Source organism: Streptomyces sp. TRM70350 (genome assembly GCF_019219825.1).
GTDB lineage: Bacteria > Actinomycetota > Actinomycetes > Streptomycetales > Streptomycetaceae > Streptomyces.
Genome location: NZ_JAHUXH010000001.1, coordinates 410,724 through 436,823, shown reverse-complemented (window position 1 = coordinate 436,823; position 26,100 = coordinate 410,724). Strand labels below are relative to the sequence as shown.

21 protein-coding genes, 1 tRNA gene and 2 pseudogenes are annotated in these 26,100 nt (G+C 73.0%); 14 read left to right on the top strand and 10 right to left on the bottom strand.

The genetic code is table 11. The features are described 5' to 3' along the window. Window positions 1-16: 16 nt before the first annotated feature. From KWI83_RS01990 to KWI83_RS01975, 4 genes are all read left to right on the top strand, one after another. Window positions 17-1,528 (top strand): amino acid permease, encoded by a 1,512-nt coding sequence (locus KWI83_RS01990; protein ID WP_218512459.1) that lies wholly within the window; start codon window positions 17-19, stop codon window positions 1,526-1,528. A 177-nt stretch (window positions 1,529-1,705) separates the two neighbouring features. Further along, entirely contained in the window at window positions 1,706-2,800 is a 1,095-nt protein-coding gene (locus KWI83_RS01985) for a mechanosensitive ion channel family protein (protein WP_218512458.1), read from the top strand. A gap of 90 nt (window positions 2,801-2,890) precedes the next feature. Next, entirely contained in the window at window positions 2,891-5,110 is a 2,220-nt protein-coding gene (locus KWI83_RS01980) for an NADP-dependent isocitrate dehydrogenase (RefSeq protein WP_218512457.1), read from the top strand. Between the two features lie 547 nt (window positions 5,111-5,657). Beyond that, window positions 5,658-6,458: an N-formylglutamate amidohydrolase gene (locus KWI83_RS01975; protein WP_218512456.1), complete on the top strand. Its 801-nt coding sequence runs from the start codon at window positions 5,658-5,660 to the stop codon at window positions 6,456-6,458. Window positions 6,459-6,618: 160 nt separating this feature from the next. Here the strand turns inward: KWI83_RS01975 and KWI83_RS01970 are convergent, their stop codons facing one another. Genes KWI83_RS01970 through KWI83_RS01960 form a run of 3 tightly spaced genes read right to left on the bottom strand, consistent with a single transcriptional unit; the run spans window position 6,619 to window position 9,184 of the window. After that, window positions 6,619-7,119: a hypothetical protein gene (locus KWI83_RS01970; RefSeq protein WP_218512455.1), complete on the bottom strand. Its 501-nt coding sequence runs from the start codon at window positions 7,117-7,119 to the stop codon at window positions 6,619-6,621. Next, a complete protein-coding gene (locus tag KWI83_RS01965; RefSeq protein WP_218512454.1) occupies window positions 7,116-7,691 on the bottom strand; it encodes an RNA polymerase sigma factor in 576 nt (191 codons plus the stop codon). Before KWI83_RS01965 ends, KWI83_RS01970 begins: the two co-directional genes overlap by 4 nt. Window positions 7,692-7,750: 59 nt before the next feature. Then, window positions 7,751-9,184, bottom strand: a complete 1,434-nt coding sequence (locus KWI83_RS01960; RefSeq protein ID WP_218512453.1) for a S8/S53 family peptidase — start codon at window positions 9,182-9,184, stop codon at window positions 7,751-7,753. Window positions 9,185-9,293: 109 nt separating this feature from the next. Between KWI83_RS01960 and KWI83_RS01955 the strand changes: the two genes are divergently transcribed. Beyond that, window positions 9,294-11,897, top strand: a complete 2,604-nt coding sequence (locus KWI83_RS01955) for a CHAT domain-containing protein (protein ID WP_218512452.1) — start codon at window positions 9,294-9,296, stop codon at window positions 11,895-11,897. 14 nt (window positions 11,898-11,911) lie between these two features. Here the strand turns inward: KWI83_RS01955 and KWI83_RS01950 are convergent, their stop codons facing one another. Further along, window positions 11,912-13,702 (bottom strand): LuxR C-terminal-related transcriptional regulator, encoded by a 1,791-nt coding sequence (locus KWI83_RS01950; RefSeq protein ID WP_218512451.1) that lies wholly within the window; start codon window positions 13,700-13,702, stop codon window positions 11,912-11,914. 98 nt (window positions 13,703-13,800) lie between these two features. On the opposite strand from KWI83_RS01950, the gene KWI83_RS01945 reads away from it, so the two are divergent. After that, window positions 13,801-14,886: a M12 family metallopeptidase gene (locus KWI83_RS01945; RefSeq protein WP_218512450.1), complete on the top strand. Its 1,086-nt coding sequence runs from the start codon at window positions 13,801-13,803 to the stop codon at window positions 14,884-14,886. Between the two features lie 198 nt (window positions 14,887-15,084). Here the strand turns inward: KWI83_RS01945 and KWI83_RS01940 are convergent. Next, a tRNA-Pro gene (locus KWI83_RS01940) sits at window positions 15,085-15,158 on the bottom strand. Between the two features lie 49 nt (window positions 15,159-15,207). Between KWI83_RS01940 and KWI83_RS40180 the strand changes: the two genes are divergently transcribed. Together KWI83_RS40180 and KWI83_RS01930 are read left to right on the top strand one after the other, a co-directional pair. Further along, window positions 15,208-15,543 carry a hypothetical protein gene (locus KWI83_RS40180; protein WP_218512449.1) on the top strand — a complete coding sequence of 112 codons (336 nt, stop codon included), beginning with the start codon at window positions 15,208-15,210 and terminating at the stop codon, window positions 15,541-15,543. 236 nt (window positions 15,544-15,779) lie between these two features. Beyond that, entirely contained in the window at window positions 15,780-16,334 is a 555-nt protein-coding gene (locus KWI83_RS01930) for a DM13 domain-containing protein (RefSeq protein WP_218512448.1), read from the top strand. 54 nt (window positions 16,335-16,388) lie between these two features. On the opposite strand, the gene KWI83_RS01925 is transcribed toward KWI83_RS01930, so the two are convergent. After that, window positions 16,389-16,655 carry a hypothetical protein gene (locus KWI83_RS01925; RefSeq protein WP_374106260.1) on the bottom strand — a complete coding sequence of 89 codons (267 nt, stop codon included), beginning with the start codon at window positions 16,653-16,655 and terminating at the stop codon, window positions 16,389-16,391. Between the two features lie 38 nt (window positions 16,656-16,693). Next, window positions 16,694-16,963 (bottom strand): annotated as a pseudogene (locus KWI83_RS01920) (GntR family transcriptional regulator); the annotation flags it as partial. A gap of 110 nt (window positions 16,964-17,073) precedes the next feature. Here KWI83_RS01920 and KWI83_RS01915 point away from each other — a divergent pair. Then, window positions 17,074-17,223, top strand: a pseudogene (locus KWI83_RS01915) (cupin domain-containing protein); the annotation flags it as partial. Here the strand turns inward: KWI83_RS01915 and KWI83_RS01910 are convergent. Beyond that, on the bottom strand, window positions 17,213-18,214 hold the full coding sequence (locus KWI83_RS01910) for a LacI family DNA-binding transcriptional regulator (RefSeq protein ID WP_218512447.1): 1,002 nt from the start codon (window positions 18,212-18,214) through the stop codon (window positions 17,213-17,215). The pseudogene KWI83_RS01915 and the gene KWI83_RS01910 sit on opposite strands and share 11 nt — an antisense overlap. A gap of 144 nt (window positions 18,215-18,358) precedes the next feature. Here KWI83_RS01910 and KWI83_RS01905 point away from each other — a divergent pair, with 144 nt between their 5' ends. Continuing rightward, window positions 18,359-19,522 (top strand): Gfo/Idh/MocA family protein, encoded by a 1,164-nt coding sequence (locus KWI83_RS01905; RefSeq protein ID WP_218512446.1) that lies wholly within the window; start codon window positions 18,359-18,361, stop codon window positions 19,520-19,522. Between the two features lie 33 nt (window positions 19,523-19,555). On the opposite strand, the gene KWI83_RS01900 is transcribed toward KWI83_RS01905, so the two are convergent. Beyond that, window positions 19,556-20,590: a LacI family DNA-binding transcriptional regulator gene (locus KWI83_RS01900; RefSeq protein ID WP_218512445.1), complete on the bottom strand. Its 1,035-nt coding sequence runs from the start codon at window positions 20,588-20,590 to the stop codon at window positions 19,556-19,558. 135 nt (window positions 20,591-20,725) lie between these two features. On the opposite strand from KWI83_RS01900, the gene KWI83_RS01895 reads away from it, so the two are divergent. The 3 genes from KWI83_RS01895 to KWI83_RS01885 all read left to right on the top strand — a co-directional run bounded on the left by KWI83_RS01895 (window position 20,726) and on the right by KWI83_RS01885 (window position 23,770). Continuing rightward, on the top strand, window positions 20,726-21,892 hold the full coding sequence (locus KWI83_RS01895; RefSeq protein ID WP_218512718.1) for a phytanoyl-CoA dioxygenase family protein: 1,167 nt from the start codon (window positions 20,726-20,728) through the stop codon (window positions 21,890-21,892). 15 nt (window positions 21,893-21,907) lie between these two features. Beyond that, on the top strand, window positions 21,908-22,684 hold the full coding sequence (locus tag KWI83_RS01890) for an SDR family oxidoreductase (protein WP_218512444.1): 777 nt from the start codon (window positions 21,908-21,910) through the stop codon (window positions 22,682-22,684). An 81-nt stretch (window positions 22,685-22,765) separates the two neighbouring features. Continuing rightward, window positions 22,766-23,770, top strand: coding sequence for a Gfo/Idh/MocA family oxidoreductase (locus KWI83_RS01885; RefSeq protein ID WP_218512443.1), 1,005 nt, complete (start codon window positions 22,766-22,768; stop codon window positions 23,768-23,770). Between the two features lie 284 nt (window positions 23,771-24,054). Here KWI83_RS01885 and KWI83_RS01880 read toward each other — a convergent pair whose 3' ends face one another. Next, a complete protein-coding gene (locus tag KWI83_RS01880) occupies window positions 24,055-24,987 on the bottom strand; it encodes a GNAT family N-acetyltransferase (RefSeq protein WP_218512442.1) in 933 nt (310 codons plus the stop codon). A gap of 143 nt (window positions 24,988-25,130) precedes the next feature. Here KWI83_RS01880 and KWI83_RS01875 point away from each other — a divergent pair, with 143 nt between their 5' ends. Continuing rightward, complete coding sequence (locus KWI83_RS01875) at window positions 25,131-26,084, top strand: DUF3068 domain-containing protein (protein WP_218512441.1); 954 nt, start codon at window positions 25,131-25,133, stop codon at window positions 26,082-26,084. Window positions 26,085-26,100 lie beyond the last annotated feature (16 nt).

Here is a 26,100-nt window from a genome sequence, read left to right as displayed (position 1 = left end):
TACCCGAAGGGTGCGCATGTCCAGCAACGCCCTCCCGCCGCAGGACGAGGAACAGCGCCTGCGCGAACTCGGCTACACACCGGTGCTCGCCCGCCGTATGGGCGGCTTCGGCAACTTCGCGATCAGCTTTTCGGTGATCTCGATCCTGTCCGGCTGCATGACCCTGTACGGCTTCGGCATGGGCGCGGGCGGTCCCGCGGTGATGCTGTGGGGCTGGGCCGGGGTCGGTCTGTTCGTGCTGTGCGTGGGGCTCGCACTGGCGGAGGTGACCAGCGCGTATCCCACGTCGGGCGCCCTGTACTACATGGCCGACCGGCTCGGTGGCCGCCGCTGGGGGTGGTACACGGGCTGGCTGAACCTGCTCGGCCTGCTCGGCGCGATCGCGGGCATCGACTACGGGGCCGCCCTGTTCACGGGCGCGTTCCTGAACCTCCAGTGGGGCTTCGAGCCGACGCCGGAGAAGACGTTCCTCATCTTCCTGGTGATCCTGCTGCTGCACGCCACGCTGAACCTGTTCGGCGTCCGCCTGGTGAGCGTGCTCAACTCGATCAGCGTGTGGTGGCACCTCGCCGGTGTCGCGCTGATCGTCGGCGCGCTGGCGATCGTCCCCGACCACCACCAGTCGCCGTCCTTCGTCTTCACCGAGTTCGTCAACGAGACCGGCTGGGAGAACCCGGTCTACGTCGCCGCGATCGGCCTGCTGCTCGCGCAGTACACCTTCTCCGGCTACGACGCCTCCGCCCACCTCTCCGAGGAGACCGCCAACGCCTCGGTGTCGGCGGCACGCGGCATCGTCCGGGCCATCTGGGTCTCCTGGATCGCCGGTTTCGTCCTGCTCGCCGGTCTGACCTTCGCCATCCAGGACTACGCCGCCACGCGGGCCAGCGAGACCGGGGTGCCGCCCGCGCAGATCCTGCTCGACGGCCTCGGCACCGACGGCGCGAGCGCGCTGCTGCTGGTCGTGATCGTCGCCCAGCTGTTCTGCGGCAACGCCGAGGTCGCCGCGGCCAGCCGGATGGTGTTCGCGTTCAGCCGCGACCGGGCCCTGCCCGGCTCGAACCTGTGGCGCAAGGTCAGCCGCCGCACCCAGACCCCGGTGGCCGCCGTCTGGCTGTCGGTGGGCGTCGCCTGCCTGCTCGCGCTGCCGTCCCTGTACTCGGCGACGGCGTACGGTGCGGTCACCGCCATCAACGTCATCGGGATCACGCCCGCCTACGTCATCCCCGTGTTCCTGCGGCTGCGCGCGGGCGACCGGTTCCGGCCGGGGCCCTGGCACCTGGGCCGGTGGAGCAGGCCGATCGGCTGGATCGCGGTCGGGTGGGTGGCCTGCGTGACCGTGCTGTTCTGCCTGCCGCAGTCCTCTCCGGTGACGGTCGACACGATGAACTACGCCTCCGTGGCCCTGGTCGTCGTACTCGTCCTCGCCACCGCGTGGTGGTACGTCGCCCGCCGTTCGTACGGAACACCCACCACCGCCGCGTACGGATCGGACCGGGAACAGGCCGAAATGGCCGAGGGAATCGTCTGAGCCGCGCGATCCGGCCACCGGGCCAGGTACGAACCGGCGTGCCGGATACGGCAGGATGAGCGATCGCGCCGACCCGCGTGGTGGCCGGCGCGATCGCACATCCCGTCTTCGAGCAGGTGAGAACGTGACGCGACTTCACATCCGGTACGCCACAAACCGTTTCTCCGGAGGTGACCGGTGACCCGCGCGCTGACCGTGGACGACCTCATCCTCGCCGGAATCGCGCTGGCGGCGGGCCTGTTGGCGGCGTTCCTGCTGCGGATGCTGCTGCGCTGGCTGGGCAAGCACGCCCTGCGGACCCGCTGGAGCGGCGACGACGTCATCGTCGACGCCCTGCGGACCGTGGTGCCGTGGGCGGCGATCGTGGGCGGCGCGGCGGCCGCCGGAGCGGTGCTGCCGCTGACCCGGACCGTCCAGCACCACGTCAACCAGTCCCTGACCGTGCTGTTCATCCTCGTCGTGTCGGTGTCCGCGGCCCGGGCCGTCGCCGCGCTGGTGCGTACGGTCGCCCAGTCCCGCTCCGGAGTCGCCGCCTCGGCGTCGATCTTCGTCAACATCACCCGGGTCGCGGTCCTGGCGATCGGCTTCCTGGTGATGCTGCAGACGCTGGGCATCTCCATAGCGCCGCTGCTCACCGCCCTCGGCGTCGGCGGTCTGGCCGTCGCCCTCGCCCTGCAGGACACCCTCGCGAACCTCTTCGCGGGCATCCACATCCTCGCCTCGAAGACCGTCCAGCCCGGTGACTACATCCGGCTGAGCAGCGGCGAGGAGGGCTACGTCACGGACATCAACTGGCGGCAGACCACCATCCGCAACCTCTCCAACAACCTGGTCATCATCCCCAACGGGCAGCTCGCGGGGACGAACATGACCAACTACAACCGGCCCGAGGAGCAGTTGACGATCCTGGTCCAGGCGGGGGTGGCCTACGACAGCGACCTGGAGCACGTCGAGCGGGTGACCCTGGAGGTCATCGCCGAGGTGATGAACGAGATCGACGGCGCCGTCCCGGACCACGAGCCGGCGGTCCGCTTCCACACCTTCGGCGACTCCCGGATCGGGTTCACGATCATCCTGGGGGTGGGTGAGTTCAGCGACCAGTACCGGATCAAGCACGAGTTCATCAAGCGGCTGCACAAGCGGTACCGGGCCGAGGGCATCCGCATCCCGGCGCCCACGCGGACGGTGTCGTTGCAGCAGGGCGCGGTGGTGATTCCGCAGCAGCGGGGCGCGGAGGAGGCGCAGGACGTGGCGTCCGTCCGTGTCGACTGAGCGCATCGGAGGCGGACCCCTGTCGAGGAGGCCCTCGGCACGAGATATCTTGATGTCGAGCAATGTTGCAGACGTGGAGCGGAGCACCCGGTGACTGACTCGACCATCATCTATACGCACACTGACGAGGCCCCCGCCCTGGCGACGTATTCCTTCCTGCCGGTGGTCCAGGCGTACGCCTCGCAGGCGGGTGTCGCCGTGGAGACGCGGGACATCTCGCTGGCCGGCCGCATCATCGCCGTGTTCCCGGAGTACCTCACCGAGGACCAGCGCATCCCGGACGCCCTGTCCGAGCTGGGCGAGCTGGCCAAGACGCCCGCGGCCAACATCATCAAGCTGCCGAACATCTCGGCGTCCATCCCGCAGCTGAAGGCCGCGATCGCCGAGCTGCAGGGCCAGGGCTACGCGCTGCCGGACTACCCGGACGACCCGAAGACCGACGAGGAGCGCGAGATCCGCGCCCGCTACGACAAGGTCAAGGGCTCCGCGGTCAACCCGGTCCTGCGTGAGGGCAACTCCGACCGCCGCGCCCCGGCGTCGGTCAAGAACTACGCCAGGACCCACCCGCACCGCATGGGCGCCTGGACCCCCGAGTCCAAGACGAACGTGGCGACCATGGGCGTGGACGACTTCCGCTCCACCGAGAAGTCCGTGGTGATCCCCGAGGACGGCACCCTGCGGATCGAGCTCAAGGGCGACGACGGCTCCACCACCGTCCTGCGCGAGTCCGTACCCGTCCTCGCCGGCGAGGTCGTCGACGCCTCCGTGATGCGGGTCGCCGCGCTGCGCGAGTTCCTGGCCGCGCAGGTCGCCCGCGCCAAGCAGGAGGGCGTGCTGTTCTCCGTGCACCTGAAGGCCACGATGATGAAGGTCTCCGACCCGATCATCTTCGGCCACGTGGTGCGCGCCTTCTTCCCGAAGACGTTCGCGACGTACGGCGACAAGCTCGCCGCGGCCGGACTGACCCCGAACGACGGTCTGGGCGGCATCTTCAAGGGCCTGGAGTCCCTGCCCGAGGGCGCCGAGATCAAGGCCTCCTTCGACGCCGAGCTCGCCGAGGGCCCTCAGCTGGCGATGGTCGACTCCGACAAGGGCATCACCAACCTGCACGTGCCGTCCGACGTGATCGTCGACGCCTCCATGCCGGCCATGATCCGCACCTCCGGCCACATGTGGGGACCGGACGGCCAGGAGCACGACACGATCGCGGTCATCCCCGACTCCTCCTACGCGGGCGTCTACCAGGCCGTGATCGAGGACTGCAGGGCCAACGGCGCCTACGACCCGTCGACCATGGGCTCCGTCCCGAACGTCGGCCTGATGGCGCAGAAGGCCGAGGAGTACGGCAGCCACGACAAGACGTTCGAGATCCCGACCACGGGCACGGTTCGCCTGGTCGACCAGAACGGCAACGCCGTGATCGAGCAGACGGTCTCCGCCGGTGACATCTTCCGGGCCTGCCAGACCAAGGACGCGCCGATCAAGGACTGGGTGAAGCTCGCCGTCACCCGCGCCCGCGCCACCGGCGACCCGGCGGTGTTCTGGCTGGACGCCACCCGCGCCCACGACGCCAACCTGATCGAGAAGGTCAACGCCTACCTGCCGGAGCACGACACCGAGGGCCTGGACATCCGCATCCTGTCCCCCGTCGAGGCGGCCAAGCTGTCGGTGGAGCGCATCCGCCGCGGTGAGAACACGATCTCGGTCACCGGCAACGTGCTGCGTGACTACCTGACCGACCTGTTCCCGATCCTGGAGCTGGGCACCAGCGCCAAGATGCTGTCGGTCGTGCCGCTGATGGCGGGCGGCGGCCTGTTCGAGACGGGCGCGGGCGGCAGCGCCCCCAAGCACGTCCAGCAGCTGGTCAAGGAGAACTACCTGCGCTGGGACTCGCTGGGCGAGTTCTTCGCGCTCGTGCCGTCCCTGGAGCAGTACGCGCAGACCACGGGCAACACCCGCGCCCAGGTCCTGGCCGACACCCTCGACCGCGCCACGGCGACCTTCCTCAACGAGGACAAGTCCCCGACCCGGCGCGTCGGCGGCATCGACAACCGCGGCAGCCACTTCTATCTGTCCCTGTACTGGGCGCAGGAGCTGGCCAGGCAGACCGACGACGCCGAGCTGGCGAAGGCCTTCGCGCCGCTCGCCGAGACGCTCACCGCGAACGAGCAGAAGATCGTCGACGAGCTGATCGCCGTGCAGGGCAAGCCGGCCGACATCGGCGGCTACTACCAGCCCGACCCGGCCAAGGCCGCGGCGGTCATGCGCCCGTCGGCCACCTGGAACGAGGCCCTCGCGTCCCTGAGCTGACGCCCCCGCCTCGAAGGGCCGCCCGTTTCCGTCTCCGCCCCGACCGGTGCACCGTCCGGCCGGGGCGGAGCCGTGTACGGCGGGCGCCGCCCGCCGACTGCCCTTCCTGCCATACGCCCCACCGCCTGCCCGCCCTGCCACACGCCCCGCCAGCTGCCCTCCCTGCCACAGGGCCCACCGCGTGCCCTCCTGCCACACGGCCCACCGCTGCCCGCTTGCCAACGCTCGCCCGCCCGGCCACACGGCCCACCGCCTGCCCGAGCCACATGGCCCACGGCTGCCCGCCAAGCCACGAATGCAACGCTTGCCCGCCCGGCCACGCTGCCCACCGATTGCCCTCCCCGCCACATGGCCCGCCGCCTGCCCGCCCTGCCACAGCCTTCGCCTCCTACCCTCCCTGCCACACGCCCACCGCCTGCCCGCCCTGCCTGCCCAACACCCCCGCCGCCTGCCCGCCCTGCCACACCCCCACCGCCTGCCTTTCCTTCCGTACACTCCCGCGCCTGCCTTTCGTTCCGTACGCCACCGACCACGCCCGGAGCCGCCGATGACCCGCCCCACGCCGTCCTCCTTCGCGCTGCTGCCCGGCGCCGACGCCTCCCCCGTGATCCTGCACGTGCCGCACTCCGCCCGGGACATACCGGGGGACGTGCGCGGCGGCATCGTGCTGGACGACGCGACGCTGGAGCGGGAGCTGGACCACATCACCGACGCGCACACCGAGCGGATCGCGGCCGAGGCGGCCGGGGCGGCCGGTGTCACGCCGTGGCGGTTCGTCAACCGGCTGTCGCGGCTGGTCGTCGACCCCGAGCGGTTCCCGGACGAGCGGGAGGAGATGCTCGCCGTCGGCATGGGTGCCGTATACACGAAGACCACGCACCGGGCTGTGCTGCGGGACGAGGGCTTCGATCCGGGGCCCCTCGTCGAGCGGTACTTCCGGCCCTATGCGCAGGCGATGACCGACGCGGTCGCCGAGCGGCTGGCCACTGCCGGGCGGGTCGTGATCATCGACGTGCACTCCTATCCGTCCGCGCGGCTGCCGTACGAGCTGCACGGGGACGGGGCGCGGCCCGCCGTCTGCCTCGGGACCGACTCCTTCCACACCTCGCCCGCACTGCTCGCGGCGGCCCGGGAGGTGTTCGCGCCGGTCGGGGAGGTGGGGCTCGACAGTCCGTTCAGCGGAACGTACGTACCCATGAAGTTCTACCGGACCGAGCCTCGGGTGTCCGCGCTGATGGTGGAGATCCGCCGGGACACGTACATGACCGAGCCGGGCGGACCCGCCGGACCGGGACTGACCCGGCTCGCCGGGGCGCTGGCCCGGCTGGTGGACGACGTCACCCGGTGACCGCCGGACGGGGCGTTCCGGCGCGACAGGCGGCCCCGCAGTGGCGAGGGCATGACCCGAGGAGACCACCACGCTGACGAGGCAGGCGCGGTCGCCGGTACGGCAATGGCCGACGCTGGACCTGGAGGGGACCCGGTTCGGGTGAGGCCCGCGGGCCGGTTCAGGCCCGCAGCCACTCCGTGACGACCACCTCCCCGCCGGTCCGCAGCCGCAGCGCGAAGGGGCCGGAGGGCGCCACGTCACCGGCGAAGCGGCCCATGGCATCGGCCGTGAGCGTGTCCGGCGCGGCCGGCTGGGGACCGCCGAGCACCTCGATGCGGGCCGGCTGGGGCGGCAGCACCTGCCCCATCAGGCCGTGCGCGGTCACCTCGACGTCGACGGTCAGTTCGCCGCTGCGGAAGGTCAGCATCCGCGGCGCGTCCGTCACCCCCCGCACGGGGATGGCGTCGACCAGCGAGTCGAAGGTCAGCTCGGCGAGCCGGGCGTCCAGGTCGTACAGCGCGTAGGCGTCGACGGCGATACGGCGCAGCTCGGCCGGCACCGGGTCCAGGACGGCGACGGCGCCACGGAGCTCCTCCTCCAGCGGGCCGCTGTCGTCGAACTCCTCGTCGTGCAGGACGTCTTCGCTGCCGTCGAAGTCGTCCTCGTGTTGGGCGTTCACAGTGCTCCCCGTGCGTCGAGTCGGGCCCGCAGACGGCGCAGACAGCGCTGGCGCAGCGGCCCGATGCTGCCGACGGCGATGCCCAGGGCGGCGGACACCTCCTGGTAGCTGGGCGGCGGCGAGGCCATCAGGACCCGCAGCAACTGCCTGCAGCGCTCCCCCAGTTCCTCGAACTCCTGCCACAGCCGCCGGATGCGCTCGCTCTCGGCGGCCGCCTCCTCCGAGTCGATCACCGACTGCTCGGGCGTGCGGTCCTCGCTGACCCGGTCCAGCAGCTGTGGGTCGTCGGTCGGTGTCATCCGGCGGAGGCTTTTGAGCACCTTCAGGCTCTCGTGCCGCGCGGTGCTCGCCAGCCACGCTCCCGCCTTCTGCGGTTCCCGGATCCGCCCGAGATGCTGGGCGAAGCGGAACCAGACGGTCTGGTAGACCTCGTGGGCGTCGGCGTCGGAGAGCCGGTGGGCGCGCGCCACCGACCACACCAGTGGGCTCAGCCCTTCCACCAGCGCTTTCCAGGCCGCCGCGTCACCGTCGACGGCGGACTGGACGAGCGCGCCGACATCTGCACGATCCACGGCCCCACCCCTCGTGTACGGCACGTCATCGTACGCGGTGGCGGGGACGGTCAGGGCCCTCATGCCCCGGGACCCGCGGTGCCGACCGGCCCCGGGCGCCAGGTCGGCGGGCGCAGGGCCGGCACGACGGCGCCGCGTACCTCCGCGAACTCGATGTTGCCCGCGAGCAGTTGCTGCCGGGCGGCCCGCGGGTCGGTCTCCTTGTGGGCGACCATGTGGGAGGCGATCATCCCGGCCACCACGGGGGTGGCGAAGGAGGTGCCGCTCCAGTTGGCGAGCCCCTCGAACATCACCTGGTCCGGCTTGTCCGGGTCGGCCTGGTCGTCGCTGAGCACGCCGGTGTGCCGGGGGGACTGGCAGGTGCAGGCGTAGCTGAAGCCGTAGCGGCAGGTCTCGTACGTGGAGTGCTGGTAGACGTACGGGACGGGCTTCTCGAACCCGGTGAGGGCGCTGGTGAGGCGCTCGCCGGGGGCGTAGACCTTGACCCAGGCGCCGTGGTTGCTGAAGCAGGCGCCGAACTCGCCGTCGCTGCGCAGCGCTCCGACCGACAGCACGGTGCTCGCGTACTCGGGCAGGTCGGCGTAGGCGGCGGGCCAGAAGGGGGTGGCACTGCCGTTGTTGCCGGCGGCGGCGACCAGCAGGGTGCGCCGGGTGCGCAGTTCGTCCATGAAGGCCTGCACGCCGAGCAGGCCGTCGGTGCGGCCGTTTGAGGTGCCCGCGGAGAGGCTCAGGATGTCGGGCCAGCCGCTGTGGTCGACGGCCTCGAAGAGCTTGTCGCCGAACTCCGACTCCAGGATGGCGCCCGCGTCGTTCAGCGTGTTGCTGACGGTGAGGTCGGTGTTGGGCGCGACGGCGGCGACCAGTCCGGCGATGAACGTGCCGTGGCCGACGTACTGCTGGAGGACGCCGTCGTCGTCGCACTCCTTGATCTGGAGGTCGCCCTGGGCGCGGGCCAGCAGCGGGTAGGAGCGGTAGTCCCGCATCAGGCCGGTGTCGATCACCAGCACGCCGACGGCGGTGTCGGGGTCGTAGAGGCCCTCGGCGGGCGCGGGGTTGGGCTGCTCGGTGGGCTGGGCCGGCACGGGCTCGTCGCCGGGGCAGGCGTTGACCGCTATGTGCACCACGTGGTTGCGGCTGACCAGCCTGCGTCCGGCGCGTCCCTCCGCGGCGCGCAGCGCGCGCAGGGCGTTCGCGACGGCACGGTCACCACGGCGGTCGCCCTGTCCGGGGTCGCCGACCTGGATACGGGTGATTCCGGAGCGGTTGGTCTCGGGGCTCGCCCGGCGCACGCGCTCCCCGACCAGACCGGCGGTCTCGGTGAAGTGGGCCCGCACGGTGTCCTCGACGAGCCGGGCCTCCTCGCCGTCCCGGGCGAGCACGACACCCTTCTCGTACATGAACTCGGCGGAGTCGTCCGGCCCCATCGCCAGGGGGACGTCGGGCATCGAGCGCTGGATCTGGTCGAACTGCTCGCGGAATCGCTGTGGTGCCATGGCGTGTCCTCCCACTGGAGCCTTGGTCGACAACTAGAGCAGCCGGGCGGCTGATTGATACAGAGACAAACCGGTGTGACATGGTCCCGGGGCCACTACCATCCGAGGGGTGACAGCGGGAAGCGACTCGGTTCTCGAACTGCTGCCGATGGTGTTCGCCGCTCCGAACGACGCGCTGGCAGGGGCTCGGCGGGTGCTCGACACCGATCCGCCGCCGTTGCACGCCTCCGTCGCCCACCAGGTGATCGGCATCTGGCAGCGGGACTTCGGCGATCTGCGGATCGCCCTGGACCATCTGCGCCGCGCCCGCGATCTCGCCGCGCGCGCGGAGTCGGCCGAGCGGGAGGCGGACGTCCTCGGCACGCTCGGTGTGGCGCTGGTGCACGCGGGCCGCACCCGGCAGGGGCTGGCCGCGTTCGAGCGGGGCGTGCTGCGCGGTTCGGGGCACACCCGCGCGCGGGTGCTGTATCGCCGGGCCTATGTGTGGTGGGTGCTGGGCCACCACCGGCAGGCGCTGGAGGACGTACGCCGGGCGATTCCCGTGCTGCGGCAGGCGGACGACGTGATCTGGACGGCCCGGGCGCTGACCCTGCGGGCGACGGTGCATCTGGCGCTGGGCTCGGTGGAGCGGGCCGACGCCGACTTCACGGCGGCCGAGCGGCTGTGGGACACCACCGGGCAGGAGCACGACAAGGCCGACGCGGTGGAGAGCCGTGGCCTCGCCGCGTTCCGGTCGGGCGACATCCCGGCGGCGCTGCGGCTGCTGGACGAGGCGCAGGAGCGGTACGCCAAGCTCGGCACGCCCTCCTTCATGCTCGACATCCGGCGCTGCGAGGTGCTGATGGCGGCCGGGCTGGCCCCGGAGGCGCTGGCCGAGGCGGACGCGGCCATAGGGGTGCTGGACGGTATCGGCGGGCAGTCGACGCGCAAGGCGGAGCTGCTGCTCGTCGCCGCCCGCGCGGCCCGGCTGGCGGGCGATCCGCACACGGCGATCGCCCGGGCGGCGCTGGCCGTCCGGCTGTTCGCCGCGCAGCGGCGCACCTGGTGGGAGACGCACGCCCGGCTGGTGCTGATCGAGGCCCGGGTGGCCGCCGGGCGCCGTTCGGGCCGACTGGTCGCGGACGCTGCCGCGGTGGCCGAGAAGCTGGCCGCGTTCGGCGCGCCGGCCGCGCCGGAGGCGTCGCTGCTCGCGGGTCGGATCGCGCTGGCCCTGGGCTGGTGCACGGACGCCGAGCGGCATCTCGCGGTCGCCGCCCGCAGCAGGCACACGGGACCGCCGCACGCGCGGATGACGGGCTGGGCGGCGCAGGCCCTGCGCGCGCGTGCCGCCGGTTCGCGTCGCGGGGTGCTGGAGGCGTGCCGACGCGGGCTCGACGTCCTGGACGACCACCGGATGACGCTCGGCGCCTCGGAGTTGCGGGCGCGCGCCACCGAGCAGGGCGCGGAGCTGGCGGCGCTGGCGCAGCGGGCCAGCCTCGCCTGCGGTGGGCCGCGGCGACTGCTGATGTGGAGCGAGCGGTGGCGGGCCACGGTGCTGTCCGCGCCGCCCACCCGGCCGCCGGCCGACCCGGCGCTGGTGCGTTCCCTGACCGCGTTCCGGGAGATCGCCGCCCGCGCCGAGGCCGCCCGCATGGAGGGCCGTCCCGTGCCGGCGCTGGAGCGCGAGCAGCGGCGCCTGGAGCGTGCGGTCCGCTCGCGGACCCTGCACATGCGGGGCGACTCGCCCGGCGACGGGGACCGGTTCGACGTGGGCCGGCTGCTGGCGCGGCTGGGTGAGACGCGGCTGGTGGAACTGGCCGTGCTCGACGGGCGCGTGCACGTGCTGCTGTGCGCTCAGGGGCGGGTACGGCGGTTCGAGGCGGGGCTCCTCGCGGAGGCGGAGGCCGAGGCGGAGCACGTCCAGGCGGGGCTGCGGCGGCTCGCGCATCCCGGCGCGGAGGGGCGGCTGCCGGTGGTGGAGGCGGCGGGGCGGCGGCTGGAGGAGCTGCTGCTGGGTCCGGCCGCCGCGCATCTCGGGCCCGGGCCGGTCGTGGTGGTGCCGCCGGGGCGGCTGCACCGGGTGCCGTGGGCGCTGCTGCCGTCGCTGCGGGAGCGGGTGCTCAGCGTGTCGCCGTCGGCGAGCAGCTGGCTGCGGGCCCGGGAGACCGTGCCGCCGCCGGGCGGGCGGCACGTCCTGGTCCGCGGGCCCGGGCTGGCGACCGGTGGCGCGGAGGTGCCCGAGGTCGCCGACCGGTACGGCAGGCCGACCGTCCTGGAGCACGACGAGGCCCGCGTCCCGCGCGTCCTGGAGGAACTCGACGGGGCCGCCCTCGCCCATATCGCCGCGCACGGCACGTTCCGCGCGGACAGCCCGCTGTTCTCGGCGCTGCGGATGGCCGACGGCCCGCTCATCGTCCATGACTTCGAACGCCTGGACCGCAGCCCGTACCGCATCATCCTCTCCAGCTGCGACACCGCCCGCCTCGCCTCGGTCGGCGCCGACGAACTCCTCGGCCTGGTCACCGCGTTGCTCCCGCTGGGCACGGCGGGCGTCGTCGCGAGCAGCGCGCCCGTCAACGACGCCGCCGTCGTCCCCCTGATGCTCACCCTCCACCAGGGCCTGGCCACCGGTCTCTCCCTGGCCGAGGCCCTGCGCGACGCCCGCGCCGCACTGCCCGGCGACGCGGTCCACCAGGCGACGGGGTGGGCGTTCACGGCGTTCGGGGCGGCGTGAGGACGGCCCGGCGTTCACGCCGGCTGTTCCACCAGCCAGGGCAGGGCGGTCCGGTCGCCGGCGCCGAGGCGGGCGTAGGCGCTGTAGAGGTGGTTGCCGACCGTGCGGACGGAGAGGGTGAGCTGTTCGGCGATCTGGCGGTTGCTCAGACCGGCCGCGGCGAGGGTGACGATCTGGCGCTGGCGGGCGGTGAGTTCGCCGAGGGCGAGGCCGGAGAGAGCCGGGGTACGGGGGGACTGGCAGCGTCGGGCCAGGGCCGCCGCGCGCGTGCGTGACGTTCGCGCCGCGCGCGGGTCGCGGTGTGCCCGTACCGCCTGGGCGTGCGCCTCGGCGGCGAACAGCAGGAACCCGCGCTCCTGAAGCCGTTCGGCCGCCCGGTCCAGGGCGGGCCCGTCGCCACGGGCGAGCGCGTCGGCGTGCTCGGCGAACACGCCCCGCAGGCGCCCGGTGGCGTGCTCCGGCGCACCGAGGCGTACGGCGTCGTAGGCACGGTCCGCGTCGACCGCCGCGAGCGCTTTGTCGAGGTCGCCGCGCGCGGCCGCCGCCCAGACGGCCACGGCACCGCTCACCTCCGCGTCCCCGGCGGCGGTCACATCGCCCGACTGGGCCGCGGAGAGGGCGAGTTCGGCACGGCAGGACGGGTCGTCGGCCGTGTCGCGCAGACCCTCCCGCGCCCACGCCCCGGCCTCCCGCAGCTCTCCGCGCAACCGCGCGAACCGCGCCCGCACGGCGGCGTACCCGGCCGGCACCGGGGCGCCCTCGGCCGCGAGCCACTCCCCCACGGGCGTGGGCAGCGGTCGTACGTCGGCCTCCTCGATGCGCCGCAGCAGTGCCGCCTGTTCGGCGGCCAGGGCGGCATCGCACCGGTCCGGCGTGCCCGCCAGGCGCCGCGCGCGCAGCGTTCCGGCCGTGGCTCGCAGGGCGGGGCCGAGCAGGGGGTGGGCGAGGTGGACGGTGCCCTGGTCGTCGATGTGGATCAGGGCGTCCTGTTCGAGCCGTTCGAGGATGCCGAGGTCGAGGGTGTCCATGAGCAGCGGGAGGGGCTCGGCGAAGGCGAGGCGGTCGAGGGTCTCGCGCTCCTCGGGGGCGATGCGCTCGAGGGCGGGGGCGATGCGGTCGCGGACCGTCGCGGTGACCGGCGCCGGTCCGCGCCACGCCCGCTCGTCGGTGCCCTCGACGCGGGTGAGCAGCCCGCTGTCGCGCAGCGCGCCGAGCAGGTCGCGCAGCAGCCGCAGGTCGCCCCGGCACAGGCGGTGCAGCCGGTTGGCGGTGAGCGGCTCCAGCGGGCCGCCCGCGCCCGCGGTGAGCAGCGGTGCCGTCTCCTCGGCGGGCAGGGGTTCCAGGGCGAGCCGGGGCAGCAGTTCGCCGGTCCACAGCCGGGAGATCGCCCCGGGCACGGGTGTGCCGTCGGTGGCGACGACCAGCAGGCGGGTGCGGCCGTGCACGGCGAGCTGGTGCACCAGGGCGGCCGAGGCGTCGTCGAGCACGTGCGCGTCGTCGACCAGCAACAGCCGTACACCGGACAGCAGTTGCACCGCCCGGTGCAGGGTGACCCGCTCGGGCAGCAGGTGGGCGAACGCGGCGAAGGGGATCTCCCGGGTCTCGGGTGTTCCGGCGGCCCTGGCGCAGTCGGTGCCGCGGACGGCCTCGGTGACCAGGCGGGTCTTGCCGCACCCGGCGGGCCCGGTCACCACGATGCCGGGCCGGCCGGCGGTGAGCGAGCGGCGCACCAGGTCGAGTTCGTCCTCCCGCCCGGTGAACGGCCAGGGCAGCTCCAGGGTCTTCGCTTCCTGTTCGTAAGTCATCACGTGAGCAAGAGCGCTCCTACTCAGTCTTGATACAGGGCGACTTGAGTAGCCCCCGACTCAGGCGCCCCGGGGGCGGCCGACGGCAGTCTGTGCGCATGCCCGGACGCTACTGCTCCCTCGCGCAGGCGTCGGCCCCCGTCTTCGCCCCGGGGCTGACCGCCGAGCGGCTCAGTGCGCTCGTCGGCGGCCGCCGGATGTGGGTCAACGGCACCGTGCTCCACTACTACTTCTTCGACGGCGACGCCGACGGCTCCGTCATCCCGGTCCCGGGGACCGGGGAGACCCGGCGGGTGTCGTGGGGTGGCGCCAAGGAGCAGCAGGACGTCGTCCGCGAGTGCTTCGAGGAGTGGCAGGGCCTGGGCATCGGCCTCACCTTCACCGAGGTCGACGACCGGACGGAGGCCGAGCTGCGGATCGGCTTCCAGTTGGGCGACGGCTCGTGGTCGATGGTGGGCAGGGACGCGCTCCGGGTCGGCCTGAACGAACGCACGATGAACTTCGGCTGGGATCTGACCGAGCCCGGGGAGCGTGGCACGGCCCTGCACGAGATCGGGCACGCGCTCGGGATGCTGCACGAGCACCAGAGCCCGTTCGCCGGTATCCACTGGGACGACGAGGCCGTCTACGACGAGTTGGCGGGCCCGCCGAACTTCTGGAACCGCGACCGGACCTTCTTCAACGTCCTGCGCAAGCTCGACCCGGACGAGGTCAACGGCTCGGTGTGGGACCCGCAGTCGATCATGGAGTACCCGTTCCCGTCGGGGCTGATCCTGGAGCCCGAGCAGTTCCGCGCGGGACTGAACCCGCCCGGCACGCTCTCCGCCCTGGACAAGGAGTTCGTACTGCGCTGGTACCCGTCGGCCGAGCCGGTGCGGCCGCCCACGCTGGTGCCGTTCCGCTCGGCGCCGCTGCGTCTCGGGCCGGGCGAGCAGGCCGACTTCACCGTCGAGCCGCCTCAGACCCGCACGTACACGGTGGGCACCTTCGGCGACAGCGACACCGTCGTCGTGGTCTTCGAGGAGCGGGACGGCGAACCCCGCTACCTGACCGGACAGGACGACGGAGGCACCCCGGGCAACGCCACCATCCGGGCCCGGCTCGTCAAGGGCCGCCGCTATTTCGTCCGTGTGCGCCTGTACTCCTCGTGGGGTCCGGGCGAGACAGCGGTCATGTGCTGGTGACCGCACGGACGCCTGGACCACACTCCGGCACCGGGGGAGCGGTCGGGGCCCGTCGCCTTCGGGGGAGGGTGACGGGCTCCGACCACGCCACGGGACGCTGACGGGCGAGCACCCGCCGGCTGTCGGAGGACCGGATCGAACGGGCCCGAACGCGACCAGCGGGCCTGCCGTGATCGGCAGACCCGCTGGTCCACAGCGTCGGGACGACAGGATTTGAACCTGCGACCCCTTGACCCCCAGTCAAGTGCGCTACCAAGCTGCGCCACGTCCCGATGCACGTACTCGCGGCGACCGCGTGAACGTGCAGGTAAACCCTACCCCATGGTCGCGACAGCCCTCGAAGGGCACGGACCGGGCGAACGTGGCGCCCGTCGCGGCGTCAGCCTTGCGCAGCGGGTACGGCGGGGCTCCGGCGCGGTCCCCGAGGCCGGGCACAGCACCGCCGGCAGCGCGAAGCCGCGCGAAGGCGAGTCCGATGCCGAAGCCGAACACACCGGCGACCACGGCCACCTGCCACGGCCGGTCGCGCCACAGGGTGAGGAAGCCACAGCCGGCGCGCCGAGCGCGGCACCGCTGGTGAGCAGTGTCTTCGCACAGCAGCGCGGCGGTGTTGGTTGGTCGGCACAGCAGGCAGGCGCATCACGCGCAGGTCGGTGAGCGGGGTGCGGGAGCGGGCCTCCGCGAACAGCCACGGCGCGAACAGGGCGACGGCGGCGGCGAACAGCCCGACGACCCGCGCCGAGCCCCAGCCCCAGGCGCTCGCCTGACTGAGCGGCAGCAGCAGGGCCACCAGCCCCGGGGCGGCCGTAAGAGTTCCGTCATCCGCTTGAGGGTCGCGGTCCGCCGGTGGGTGTGACTTGAATTGCCTCGATCACGAACGGAAGGAGTCGGGTATGGGGCGCAGGTTCTGGGTGCCGGTGAGTGCGGTGGTCGCGCTGGCGGTCGTCGCGGTGGGGCTGTACTGGTTCCAGCCGTGGAAGTTGTGGGTGGACGAGACCGTGCAGGAGGCGGTGCCCGCGGCGCCGCCGGTCGCGTCCGGCGCTCCCGATGTGCCTGCCGCGGACAGCGGTTCCGCGACGCCCACTCCCGCGGAGCCGGTGACGGTCGCCCAAGGGGAACTGATCAGCCATGAGCACGCCACGTCCGGCACGGTGAGCCTGCTGCGGCTCCCCGACGGCTCCCATGTGCTGCGGCTGACGGACCTCAACACCAGCAACGGCCCGGACCTGCGGGTGTGGCTGACGGACGCGCCGGTGAAGGAGGGCCGGGCGGGGTGGCATGTGTTCGACGACGGGGCGTACGAGAGCCTGGGGCGGCTCAAGGGCAACAAGGGTGACCAGAACTACGCGATCCCGGCGGGTGTCGATCCGGCCGCTTTCACCAGCGTGAGCATCTGGTGCGACCGGTTCGACGTGTCGTTCGGGGCGGCGGAGCTGGCGCGCACCTGAGCACCGGTCGAGGTGGTGGGGCGCCCCACCACCTCCCCGGTCGTCGGAGATCCCTCAGTGAGCCGTGACCAGCTCCTGCTGGGCCCCGGTGCCCGACGACTTCCGTCCGCCGCGCAGCGCCGCCACACCGATGAAGACCATCGACGAGACACCGGCGAGCGCGACGGCCGTGAAACCCCAGTCGCCCTGGTCCGCGGCGAGCAACTGGCCGCCCGGCCAGGGCCCGAACACCGCGCCGAAGCGGCCCATGCCGGACGTCCAGCCGACCGCCGTGGCCCGGTTCTCCGGGGCGGAAAGGATCGACACCGTCGCGTAGATCATGGTCTGGGCGCTGTTGCTGGTCGCCGGCCGGGCCGCCGATCGTCGGCCGCGACGGCCGCCTTCGCCGCGCACAGCCCTTCCAGGACCATGCGGCACTCCGTGGTGGCGACCGCTTCGTCCACGGTCACCACCCGCACCCGCGAGCCGCGGTTGCGGATCCGCTCGACCACTCCCTGTGCGTCCAGATCGATCAGCGCCGCCCGGATGCTCGCCCGGGTCACACCGAACTGCTCGGCGAGTTCGTTCTCCACCAGCCGCTGTGCCGGTGCCATCTCGCCGCGCAGGATCGCCTGCCTCAGCTGCGTCAGCGCGAGCTGTTCGGCCTGCTCTCCGGTGCTCGGACGGGCGTCGAGAGCTCTCCGCGGCCCTCCCGGCGCCCGCGACGAGGTGTCCGCCCGCGAGCGCGATACCGCATCGTCTCGTGATCAGCGGGTCGGCGACGATCGAGGTGGCGGGCGGGCTCACGCTGCACGTCGGCCCCGGCGACATGGCGGTGCTGCGCGAGGGTGACCGCACGACGTGGACGGTGCACGCGACGCTGCGCAAGGCCTGCGCGGTCAGTCAGTGACGGCGCCCGTCGTGCCGCGGATCTCCAGCGTCGGCACCGCGAGTTGGAGCCGCCCCTCTCCCCCGGCCGTCTCCAGCCGGTCGAGCAGGCAGCGGGCGGCGCGGCGGCCGACCTCGTGGCCGGCGTTGTCGACGGTGGTGAGCCACAGGTGCCGCAGCCGGGAGATGCTGGTGTTGTCGTAACCGGCCACCGACAGGTCGCGCGGAACGCGCAGCCCCAGCTCCCCGGCCGCCGACAGCGCGCCGACGCAGGCGATGTCGTTGACCGCGAAGACGGCGGTGGGCCGGTCGGGGCGGCTGAGCAGCCGGACGGTGGTGCGGTAGCCGCCCTCCTCCGTCATGTCGCCGGGCTCCACCACGGCCAGGTCGGCCAGGCCGTGCTCGCGCATCGTCGCCTCGAAGCCGCGCCGCCGCAGGTCGCCGACGGCGCCGTAGCCCGCGATGTGGGCGATGCGGCGGTGGCCGAGGCCGATGAGGTGCTCCGTGACGAGCCGCGCGCCCTTCTCGTCGTCGCCCGCGACCACGTCCACGCCGGGCGGTACGGGTTCGCGGGCGCCCGCCAGCACCACGGGTATCCGCTCGGCGACCGCGCCGAGTGCCGCGGGATCGGGCAGCGTGCCGACCACGACCAGGCCGTCGACACCCAGGTCCTGGAAGGGGCCGGTGGGGTCCTGGCCGGTACGGCGGTTGAGGCGGGCGTCGGCGAGCAGCATGTGCAGACCGCCCGCGTGCAGCAGGGAGTTGAGACCGTCGAGCAGGTCGACGTACCAGGGATTGCGCAGGTCGTGCAGGAGGACGCCGACCGTGCGGGTGCGCTGCTCGCTGAGGCTGCGCGCGGCGGCGTTCGGCCGGTAGCCGAGCTCGCGCACGGCCCGCAGAACGGCCTGCCGCTTCTCGGGCCGCACCTGGTCGGAGCCGCGCAGGACCAGCGAGACCAGCGACTTGGAGACACCGGCGTGCTCGGCCACGTCACGGATCGTCGGCGGTCTCATGGCATGGACCGTTCCATGAGGTGCCTCGGCTTGTCAAAGGGTGGTCGAAGTGTGGTCGAGGGCAGGTGGAAGGGTTGACACCCGGCAGGGGGCGCACTCAGGGTGGCCTGGAACAGTTCTGGAACGGTCCAAAGAGGGGCTCTCATGGTGGACACGCTCGGCGTCGCCGTCGTCGGATTCGGCTGGATGGGCCGGGTCCACACCCAGGCCTACGCCCGCCTCCCGCACCACTACCCGCAGCTGCCCCTGCGTCCGGAGCTGGTGACCGTCGCCGAGGAGGTGCCGGGCCGGGCCGAGCAGGCCGCAGAACAGTTCGGGTTCGCCGCGGCGACCCGCGACTGGCGCGCGGTGGCCGCCGATCCGCGCGTGCGGGCGGTCAGCATCACCGCGCCGAACTTCCTGCACCGCGAGATCGGCGTGGCCATGGCCGAGGCGGGCAAGCACATCTGGATCGAGAAGCCGGTCGGCCTCACGGCCGGGGACGCCCGCGCGGTCGCCGACGCGGTGGCCACGGCCGGCGTGCAGGGCGCGGTCGGCTTCAACTACCGCAACGCGCCCGCCGTCGAGACCGCCCGCGAGCTGATCGCCTCCGGTGAGCTCGGCGCCGTCACGCATGCCCGGTTCCGGCTGTTCAGCGACTACGCGGCGCATCCCGAGGGCGCCCTGACCTGGCGGTACGAGCGGCAGCGCGGCGGCAGCGGAGTGCTCGGCGATCTGGCCTCGCACGGCGCCGACCTGGCCCGTTTCCTGCTCGGCGACATCGCGTCGCTCACCGCCGACACGGCGATCTTCGTCCCGGAGCGGGCCCGCCCCACCGGTGCCACCGCCGGCCACTCCCGTGCCGTCGGCGGCGAACTCGGCCCGGTCGAGAACGAGGACTACGTGAGCTGTCTGCTGCGCTTCGCCTCGGGTGCCCGGGGCGTCCTGGAGGCCTGCCGGGTCTCGGTCGGCGAGCAGAACAACTACGGCTTCGAGGTGCACGGCACCAAGGGCGCGGTGTTCTGGGACTTCCGGCGCATGAACGAGCTGGGGATCAGCCGGGGCGAGGCCTACCAGGACCAGCCCGTGAGCACGGTGTACGTCGGCCCGGGGCACGGCGAGTTCGCCGCCTTCCAGCCGGGCGCCGCCAACGCCATGGGCTACGACGACCTGAAGGTCATCGAGGCGTACCGCTTCCTGCGCTCCGTCGCCGAGGGCACCCCGCACGGGGCCACGCTGCCGGACGCCGTGCACAGTGCCGTCGTACTGGACGCGATGGCGCGGTCCGCGGACAGCGGCGGCTGGGTCCCCGTCGACGCACACGCGTGACGGCCGGTCGGCGCGGCGCGCGATGCGCGAGTGTCACACGGCCGCCGTCTGCGGCGGCATGTTGTAGGGCGTCACCACCTGGATCGCCGACGGAAGCGTGGGCCCGGCGGGCGGCAGCGCGCCGTGCGCGCGCATCACCAGGTGGCAGGCCTCGCGCATGTCCTGGCGCAGGTCGTGGTGGAGTACGGCGGACAGGCGGTGCTCGCGCAGCAGGCGGGTGTTGTCGTGGTCGAGGTCGTGCGCGACGAACACCGCGCAGTCACGGCCGAGATCCTCGAAGGCGCGCAGGGTGGCGATGTTGCCGCCGCCGATCGAGTAGACCGCGCGGATGTCCGGGTCGCGTTCCAGGGCGGCGCGGACGAGGTCGTACTGCGTGGCGTCCAGGCCCTGGCCCTCGGCGATCTCGACGAGGGCGCGCTGCGGGTGCCGGGCGCGCATCGCGCCGCGGAAGCCCATCTCGCGCTCCTCCTCGTTGCGGAAGAAGCCGCTGCTGAGGCTGGTGAGGACATTGCCGGGCCGGTCGCCGAGCCACTGGCCCATGAGGTACGCGGCGGTCGCGCCCGCCGCCCGGTTGTCGATGCCGACGTAGGCCAGGCGGGCGCTCGCGGGCAGGTCGGTGACCAGGGTGACGACCGGGATGCCCGCCGCGACCAGCCGGGCCACGGCGGCGGTGACCTCGGGGACGTCCGGGGCCTTGAGGACCACGCCCTGCGAGCCGCGCCGGGCGATCCGGTCCAGGGTCCGCACCTGCTCCTCGACCGGCCCGGTCTCCCGGAAGTGGAACCGTGAGCGCACGACGGCCGGATGCAGCGACGGCAGCTCCGCCTCCAGGGCGGCGCGTACGGCGGTGGAGAACCGCTCCGGCGCCTGCATCACTATGTCGATCATGAAGGTACGGCCGACCAGCCGGACCTGGGTGCGCTGCCGGTCCAGGTCGGCGATGGCGCGGCGCACCTCCTGCGCGGTGCTCTCGCGCACGCCGCCCCGCCCGTTGAGGACCCGGTCTACGGTGGCCTCGCTCAGACCGGCCTGACGTGCGATCTCCCGGATGGGGAAGGGATGGCCCACGGACGGCTCCTTGAGGGATTTTTGATGGGTTGCTGCTGGTTGTTCGAGGGGTTTGTACTGACAAGAATGGCAGCGCTGCGCCACCCCGTCACCGAAATGACAGCGCTGCGCCATCCCGTCACCGAGAGGACGCCGATGTCCTTCACCTCCGCACACCGCGGTGCCCGGCTGTCCGAGCGGGACTGCGACCTCGACGCCTTCCGGACCCACGTCGAGCGGACGACCGACGCCGCCGACTACCCGCACGCCTCGTCCGTCGAGCGGAACGTCCTCGTCTACGACAGCGAGCGGCTGCGCACGGCCCCGGACCTGCGGGAGATCCAGGCCGAGCTGGTCCGGGCGCTCTCCGACGGCCCCGGGGTCGTGGTGTTCCGGGGCGCCTTCCCGGACCCGGCGGTCGTGGACGCCGTCACGGCCGTGTTCGAGGCGCTGATCGCCGAGCAGCGCGCCTCGGGCGCCGCCGCGGGTGACCACTTCGCGAAGCCGGGCGCCAACGACCGGGTGTGGAACGCGCTGGAGAAGGCGGCCCTGTACGACCCGGAGGCGTTCGCCGACTACTACGCCGACGATGTCCTCGCCCTGGTGTCGCAGGCCTGGCTCGGCCCGGGCTACCAGGTCACCGCGCAGGTCAACGTGGTCAACCCGGGCGGCGCCGCACAGACCGCGCACCGCGACTACCACCTGGGGTTCCTGTCGAACGAGGCCGCGGCGGCCTACCCGGCGCATGTGCATCGTCTCTCCCCCGTGCTCACCCTCCAGGGCGCCGTCGCGCACTGCGACATGCCGGTGGAGACCGGGCCGACGATGTACCTGCCGTACTCGCAGACGTACGAGCCCGGCTATCTGGCCTGGCGGCGCCCGGACTTCCGGGCCTACTTCGAGGACCATTACGTCCAGCTCCCGCTCGCCAAGGGCGACGCCGTCTACTTCAATCCCGCGGTGTTCCACGCCGCCGGGACCAACCGCTCGCGGGAGGTGCGGCGCATGGCCAACCTGCTCCAGGTGTCCTCGGCGTTCGGGCGCGCGATGGAGACGGTGGACCGGGAGGCCGTCGCGAACGCCGTCTTCCCGGTGCTGCTGAAACGCCGGGCCGAGGGCTGGGACGAGCGCCGCCTGCACCACGTCATCGCCGCGAGCGCCGAGGGCTACCCCTTCCCCACCAACCTCGACAGTGACCCGCCGGTCGACGGTCTGGCCCCGCCGTCCCAGGCGGATGTCGTCCGGCGGGCGCTGCGCGAGGACTGGACTCCCGAGGCGCTCCGCGCGGCGCTGCGGGTCGGCGCCGAGCGGCGCGAGAGCTGAGAGGAACGGCACGGCATGGGACTTCTCGACGACAAGGTCGTCCTGGTCAACGGCGGCAGCCAGGGCGTCGGCGCGGCCGTGGCGCGGGCCGCGGTGCGCGAAGGGGCGGTCGTGGCCGTCACCGGGCGGCGCGCCGAGCCCGGTGAGGCACTGGTGGCGGAGCTGACCTCCGCCGGCGGCAAGGCCGTGTTCCTCCGGGCCGACCTCGCGGACGCCGGGCAGGCGAAGGACGCGGTGGCGCGGACCGTCGCCGAGTACGGCCGGATCGACTGCCTGGTCAACTCCGCGGGCCTGACCTCCCGGGGCACGCTGCTGGACACCACGCCCGAGCTGTTCGACCAGCACATCGCGATCAACCTCAAGGGACCGTTCTTCGCGATGCAGGCCGCCGTCGCCGACATGCGGGCGCGCGGGGCGCCCGGCACGATCGTCAACATCATCACGTCCTCGGCGCACGGCGGCCAGCCGTTCCTCGCCCCGTACGTCGCCGCCAAGGCCGGACTCGCCGGGCTGACCCGGAACGCCGCGCATGCCCACCGCTGGGACCGGATCCGGATCAACGGCCTCAACATCGGCTGGACCGCGACGGAGGGCGAGGACGCCACGCAGCGCGCCTTCCACGGCGCCGAGGACGACTGGCGCGAACAGGCCGCCGCGCGGCTGCCGATGGGCCGGCTGGGCCAACCGGACGAGATCGCGGACTTCGTGGTCCTGCTGCTCTCGGACCGGTCCGGAGTGGTCACCGGTTCGGTGATCGACTGGGATCAGAACGTGCTCGGCGGACTCGACTAGAGCCTTCCCCCACCCCCCTCGCACCGGAGCCTTCCCCCACACCCCCCTCGCAAGATCCGCACTCAAGGAGCGACCCCCCTCATGCGTATCGGAATCCTCGGCCTCGGCCGCATCGGCGCCTTCCACGCCGAAACCCTCTGTGGACTCGACGCGGTCGAGTCGCTCGTCGTCTCCGACCCGTTCGCGGACGCGGCCAAGGCCGCCGCCGAGCGGTTCGGGGCCGAGGTCGCCGACTCGCCCGAGGCCGTGCTGGCCGCCGGGATCGACGGCGTGGTGATCGCCGCCGCGACCGACGCCCACCCCGACCTCATCCTCGCCTCCGTGAACGCGGGCGTGCCCGTGTTCTGCGAGAAGCCCGTCGCCCGCACCATCGCCGAGAGCGTCGCGGTGCTGAAGGCCGTCGAGGGCCGGGACGTGCCGGTGCAGATCGGCTACAACCGGCGCTTCGACGCCGGGTTCGTCGCCGCTCGGGACGCCGTGCTCGCCGGAGAGCTGGGCACGCTGCACACCGTACGGTCGACCACCCTGGACCCGGCGCCGCCCCCGGCCGCGTACATCGCCGCCTCCGGCGGCATCTTCCGCGACTGTTCCGTGCACGACTTCGACATCATCCGCTGGGTGACGGGCCGCGAGGTGACCGAGGTGTACGCCGTCGGCGGCAACCGGGGAGCGGAGTACATCGCGGAGGCGGGGGACGCCGACACCACCGGAGCGATCCTCACCCTCGACGACGGCACGATCGCGGTGATCTCCAACAGCCGTCACAACGGCCGGGGTTACGACGTACGGATGGAGCTGCACGGCTTTGCGGACTCGATCGCCGTCGGCCTGGAGGACAAGCTTCCACTGCGGTCGGTGGAGCCCGGGGTGAGCTTCCCTGCGGGCACCCCGCACGACTTCTTCATGGACCGCTTCACCGCGGCCTACCGCGCCGAACTCACCGCGTTCACCGAGGTCGTCGCGGGCAGCCGCCCCTCGCCGTGCACGGTCGCGGACGCGCTGGAGGCGGGCTGGATCGCGGAGGCGTGCACGCTGTCGCTGCAGGAGCACCGGCCCGTTCGCATCGAGGAGGTCCGCGCCGCCTGACCCAGTGGTGGGACGCGGGCTGCTGCGCCACGCCCGCCGGCGCGGCCGTCGTAGAGCTGGTGCACCTCGGGCGCCGGGCAGCTGGTCCGGTGCAGGGCCATCGAGTCGAACCCGTGGGGCGCGGGACGGCACGGGGGGAAGGCCGGGGCGCGTACCCGAGCAGCACATGTGGGGACAGCGACTCGCGCCCGGCCTCCCTCAGTCGGCAATCTCGCACACGGCACGCGCCCGCGCCCGCCGAAGGCACCCGGATGACGGCATCCGGACTACCCGGCCCCAGCACCTCACGGCGCCGACAGCACCAGCCGCCGGGCGAAGTTCCGGTACCCGAGGCGGTCGAAAGCGGCGGCCATCGGCCGGTTCGTCAGGTCCGTGTCCGCCCGGACGACCTCCGCGCCCGCCTCCTGAGCGAGGATGCGGGTGATCTCGGCGAGCAGGTCGTCGACGTACCCGTGGCCCCGCTGCTCGGGCAGGACGCCGAGGTAGCCGACGACGTGCGAGCCGGTGTTCCGGGAGGGCAGCGCGAAGCCGACCGTACGCCCCTCGGTGTCCTCGGCCACCCGCCACCAGGAGCGCTCGCCCCGCATCGAGTCCCGGTAGAACGCGACGTCGGCCCGGGCCTGCGCCTCCGTTCCCCCTGCCGCGGCCTGCGCACGCGACGCGGCGTCGAGCGTGCCGTCGAGCACCCGGCGGAACAGGCCGACGAAGACCTCGTCGTCGGGCTCGCGCCGGAAGCGCAACCGGCGGGGCGGCTCGGGGACGCCGCTGTCACGCGTCCACTCGTAGCGCAGCCGTTCGACCGCCGTGGTGAGCCCGGTGCGCCGGGCCGCCTCCTGCCGCCAGCCGAGTTCGGCGACGGCGTCCGGCCGCTCCCGCCAGTCGGCGGGCAGCAGTAGGTGGAAGTCCGGGGGCGTGCCCTCGAAGGCGGTGTGGGCCGCGGCGAGGAGACCGGCGGCGAGGTCCGTCCGCCCGGCGGACGCGACGGCGTTCAGGGTGTCGAGCGCGCCGGGCCGCACGTCACCGGCATTGCCCCACCACAGCGCCACGGCGTGCAGCTCACCGGCCTCTTCCGCGACCCACGTCCACTCCGGCCGGTACTCACCCTTCGCGAGCCCCTCCCGGTAGGCGTCCGCAGGGGTCCAGACGCCGACCTGGCGGGCGGGCAGCAGCGCGAGGACGCGGGGGAGGTCGGGCTCGGCCAGGGTGCGGAAGATCACGGGGCCTCCGGGGTCGGCGCGGGGTGTGCGCCATTGTCGTGTGCCGATGAGCGGTGCCCGCAACTGGTTTGTCACGCAGGTGCGTAGACGCGGTGTGTCGCCAGGGCCTACGGTCCCGGAGCAGCCAAGCCCTGGAGTGCCGGATGCGCCGTAGCGCCTCGCCCCTCTCCCTGGTCCTGCTGGGCCTGGGTGTCTTCCTGCTCGTCCTCGCGCCGATGCTCGCGTGGTACGTGAAGCCGCGCGCGGCCGTGAACCCGGTCGACATCGACGTGACCGCCGTCTACAAGGGCACGGGCAGCTATTTCGACGTCGAGGAGACCGAGACGGTCCACGACCGGACCGTCACCGTCACCCAGCGGGTGCGCGGCGACGTCGGCGACAGCGAGCGCAGCGGTCACGCGGTGTGGGACGTCGTCACGACGGTCGACACGGAGAAGTCGCTGCCCGCCGCCGACCCGCACGACGCGCTGGACTTCTCGACCGCCCGCTGGGTCACCGACCGCAGGACCAACCGGCCCGCGCACTGCTGCCAGGAGCAGCCGTACCACGAGGGTGAGGCCTACCTGAAGTTCCCGTTCGACGTGCAGAAACGCCCGTACCGCTGGTGGGACAGCCAGCTCGGCTCGACGGTCACCCTCTCCTACCGGGGCACCGAGAAGATCCGCGGCTACCAGGGGTACGTCTTCACGGGCACCGTCCCGCCCACGAAGGTCGGCACCCGCCAGGTGCCGGGCGCCCTCGTCGGACGGCCCGGGGCCTCGCAGGTGTTCGCCGAGGAGTGGTACTCCAACCACGGCATCAAGCTGGTCGTCGACCAGGCCACGGGCCGTGTCCTGTACGCCCAGCTGGGACCCCGCCAGACCCTGCGCGCCCCCGGTGCCGAGAAGGACGCCGTGGTGCTGCTGGACGTGAAGAAGCTCAGCCACACCCCGGCCACGCAGAAGTTCGCGGTCGACAAGGCGAAGGCGGACAGCGCACAGCTGCGCGCGGTCGGCCGGACGGTACCGATCGGCGCGGCCGCCACGGGCTTCGTCCTCGCCGTCCTGGGCGCGGTGCTGGTGATACGAGGGCGGAGGCAGCCCGCGGACGAGCGGTGACCGCCGCCCCACCCTT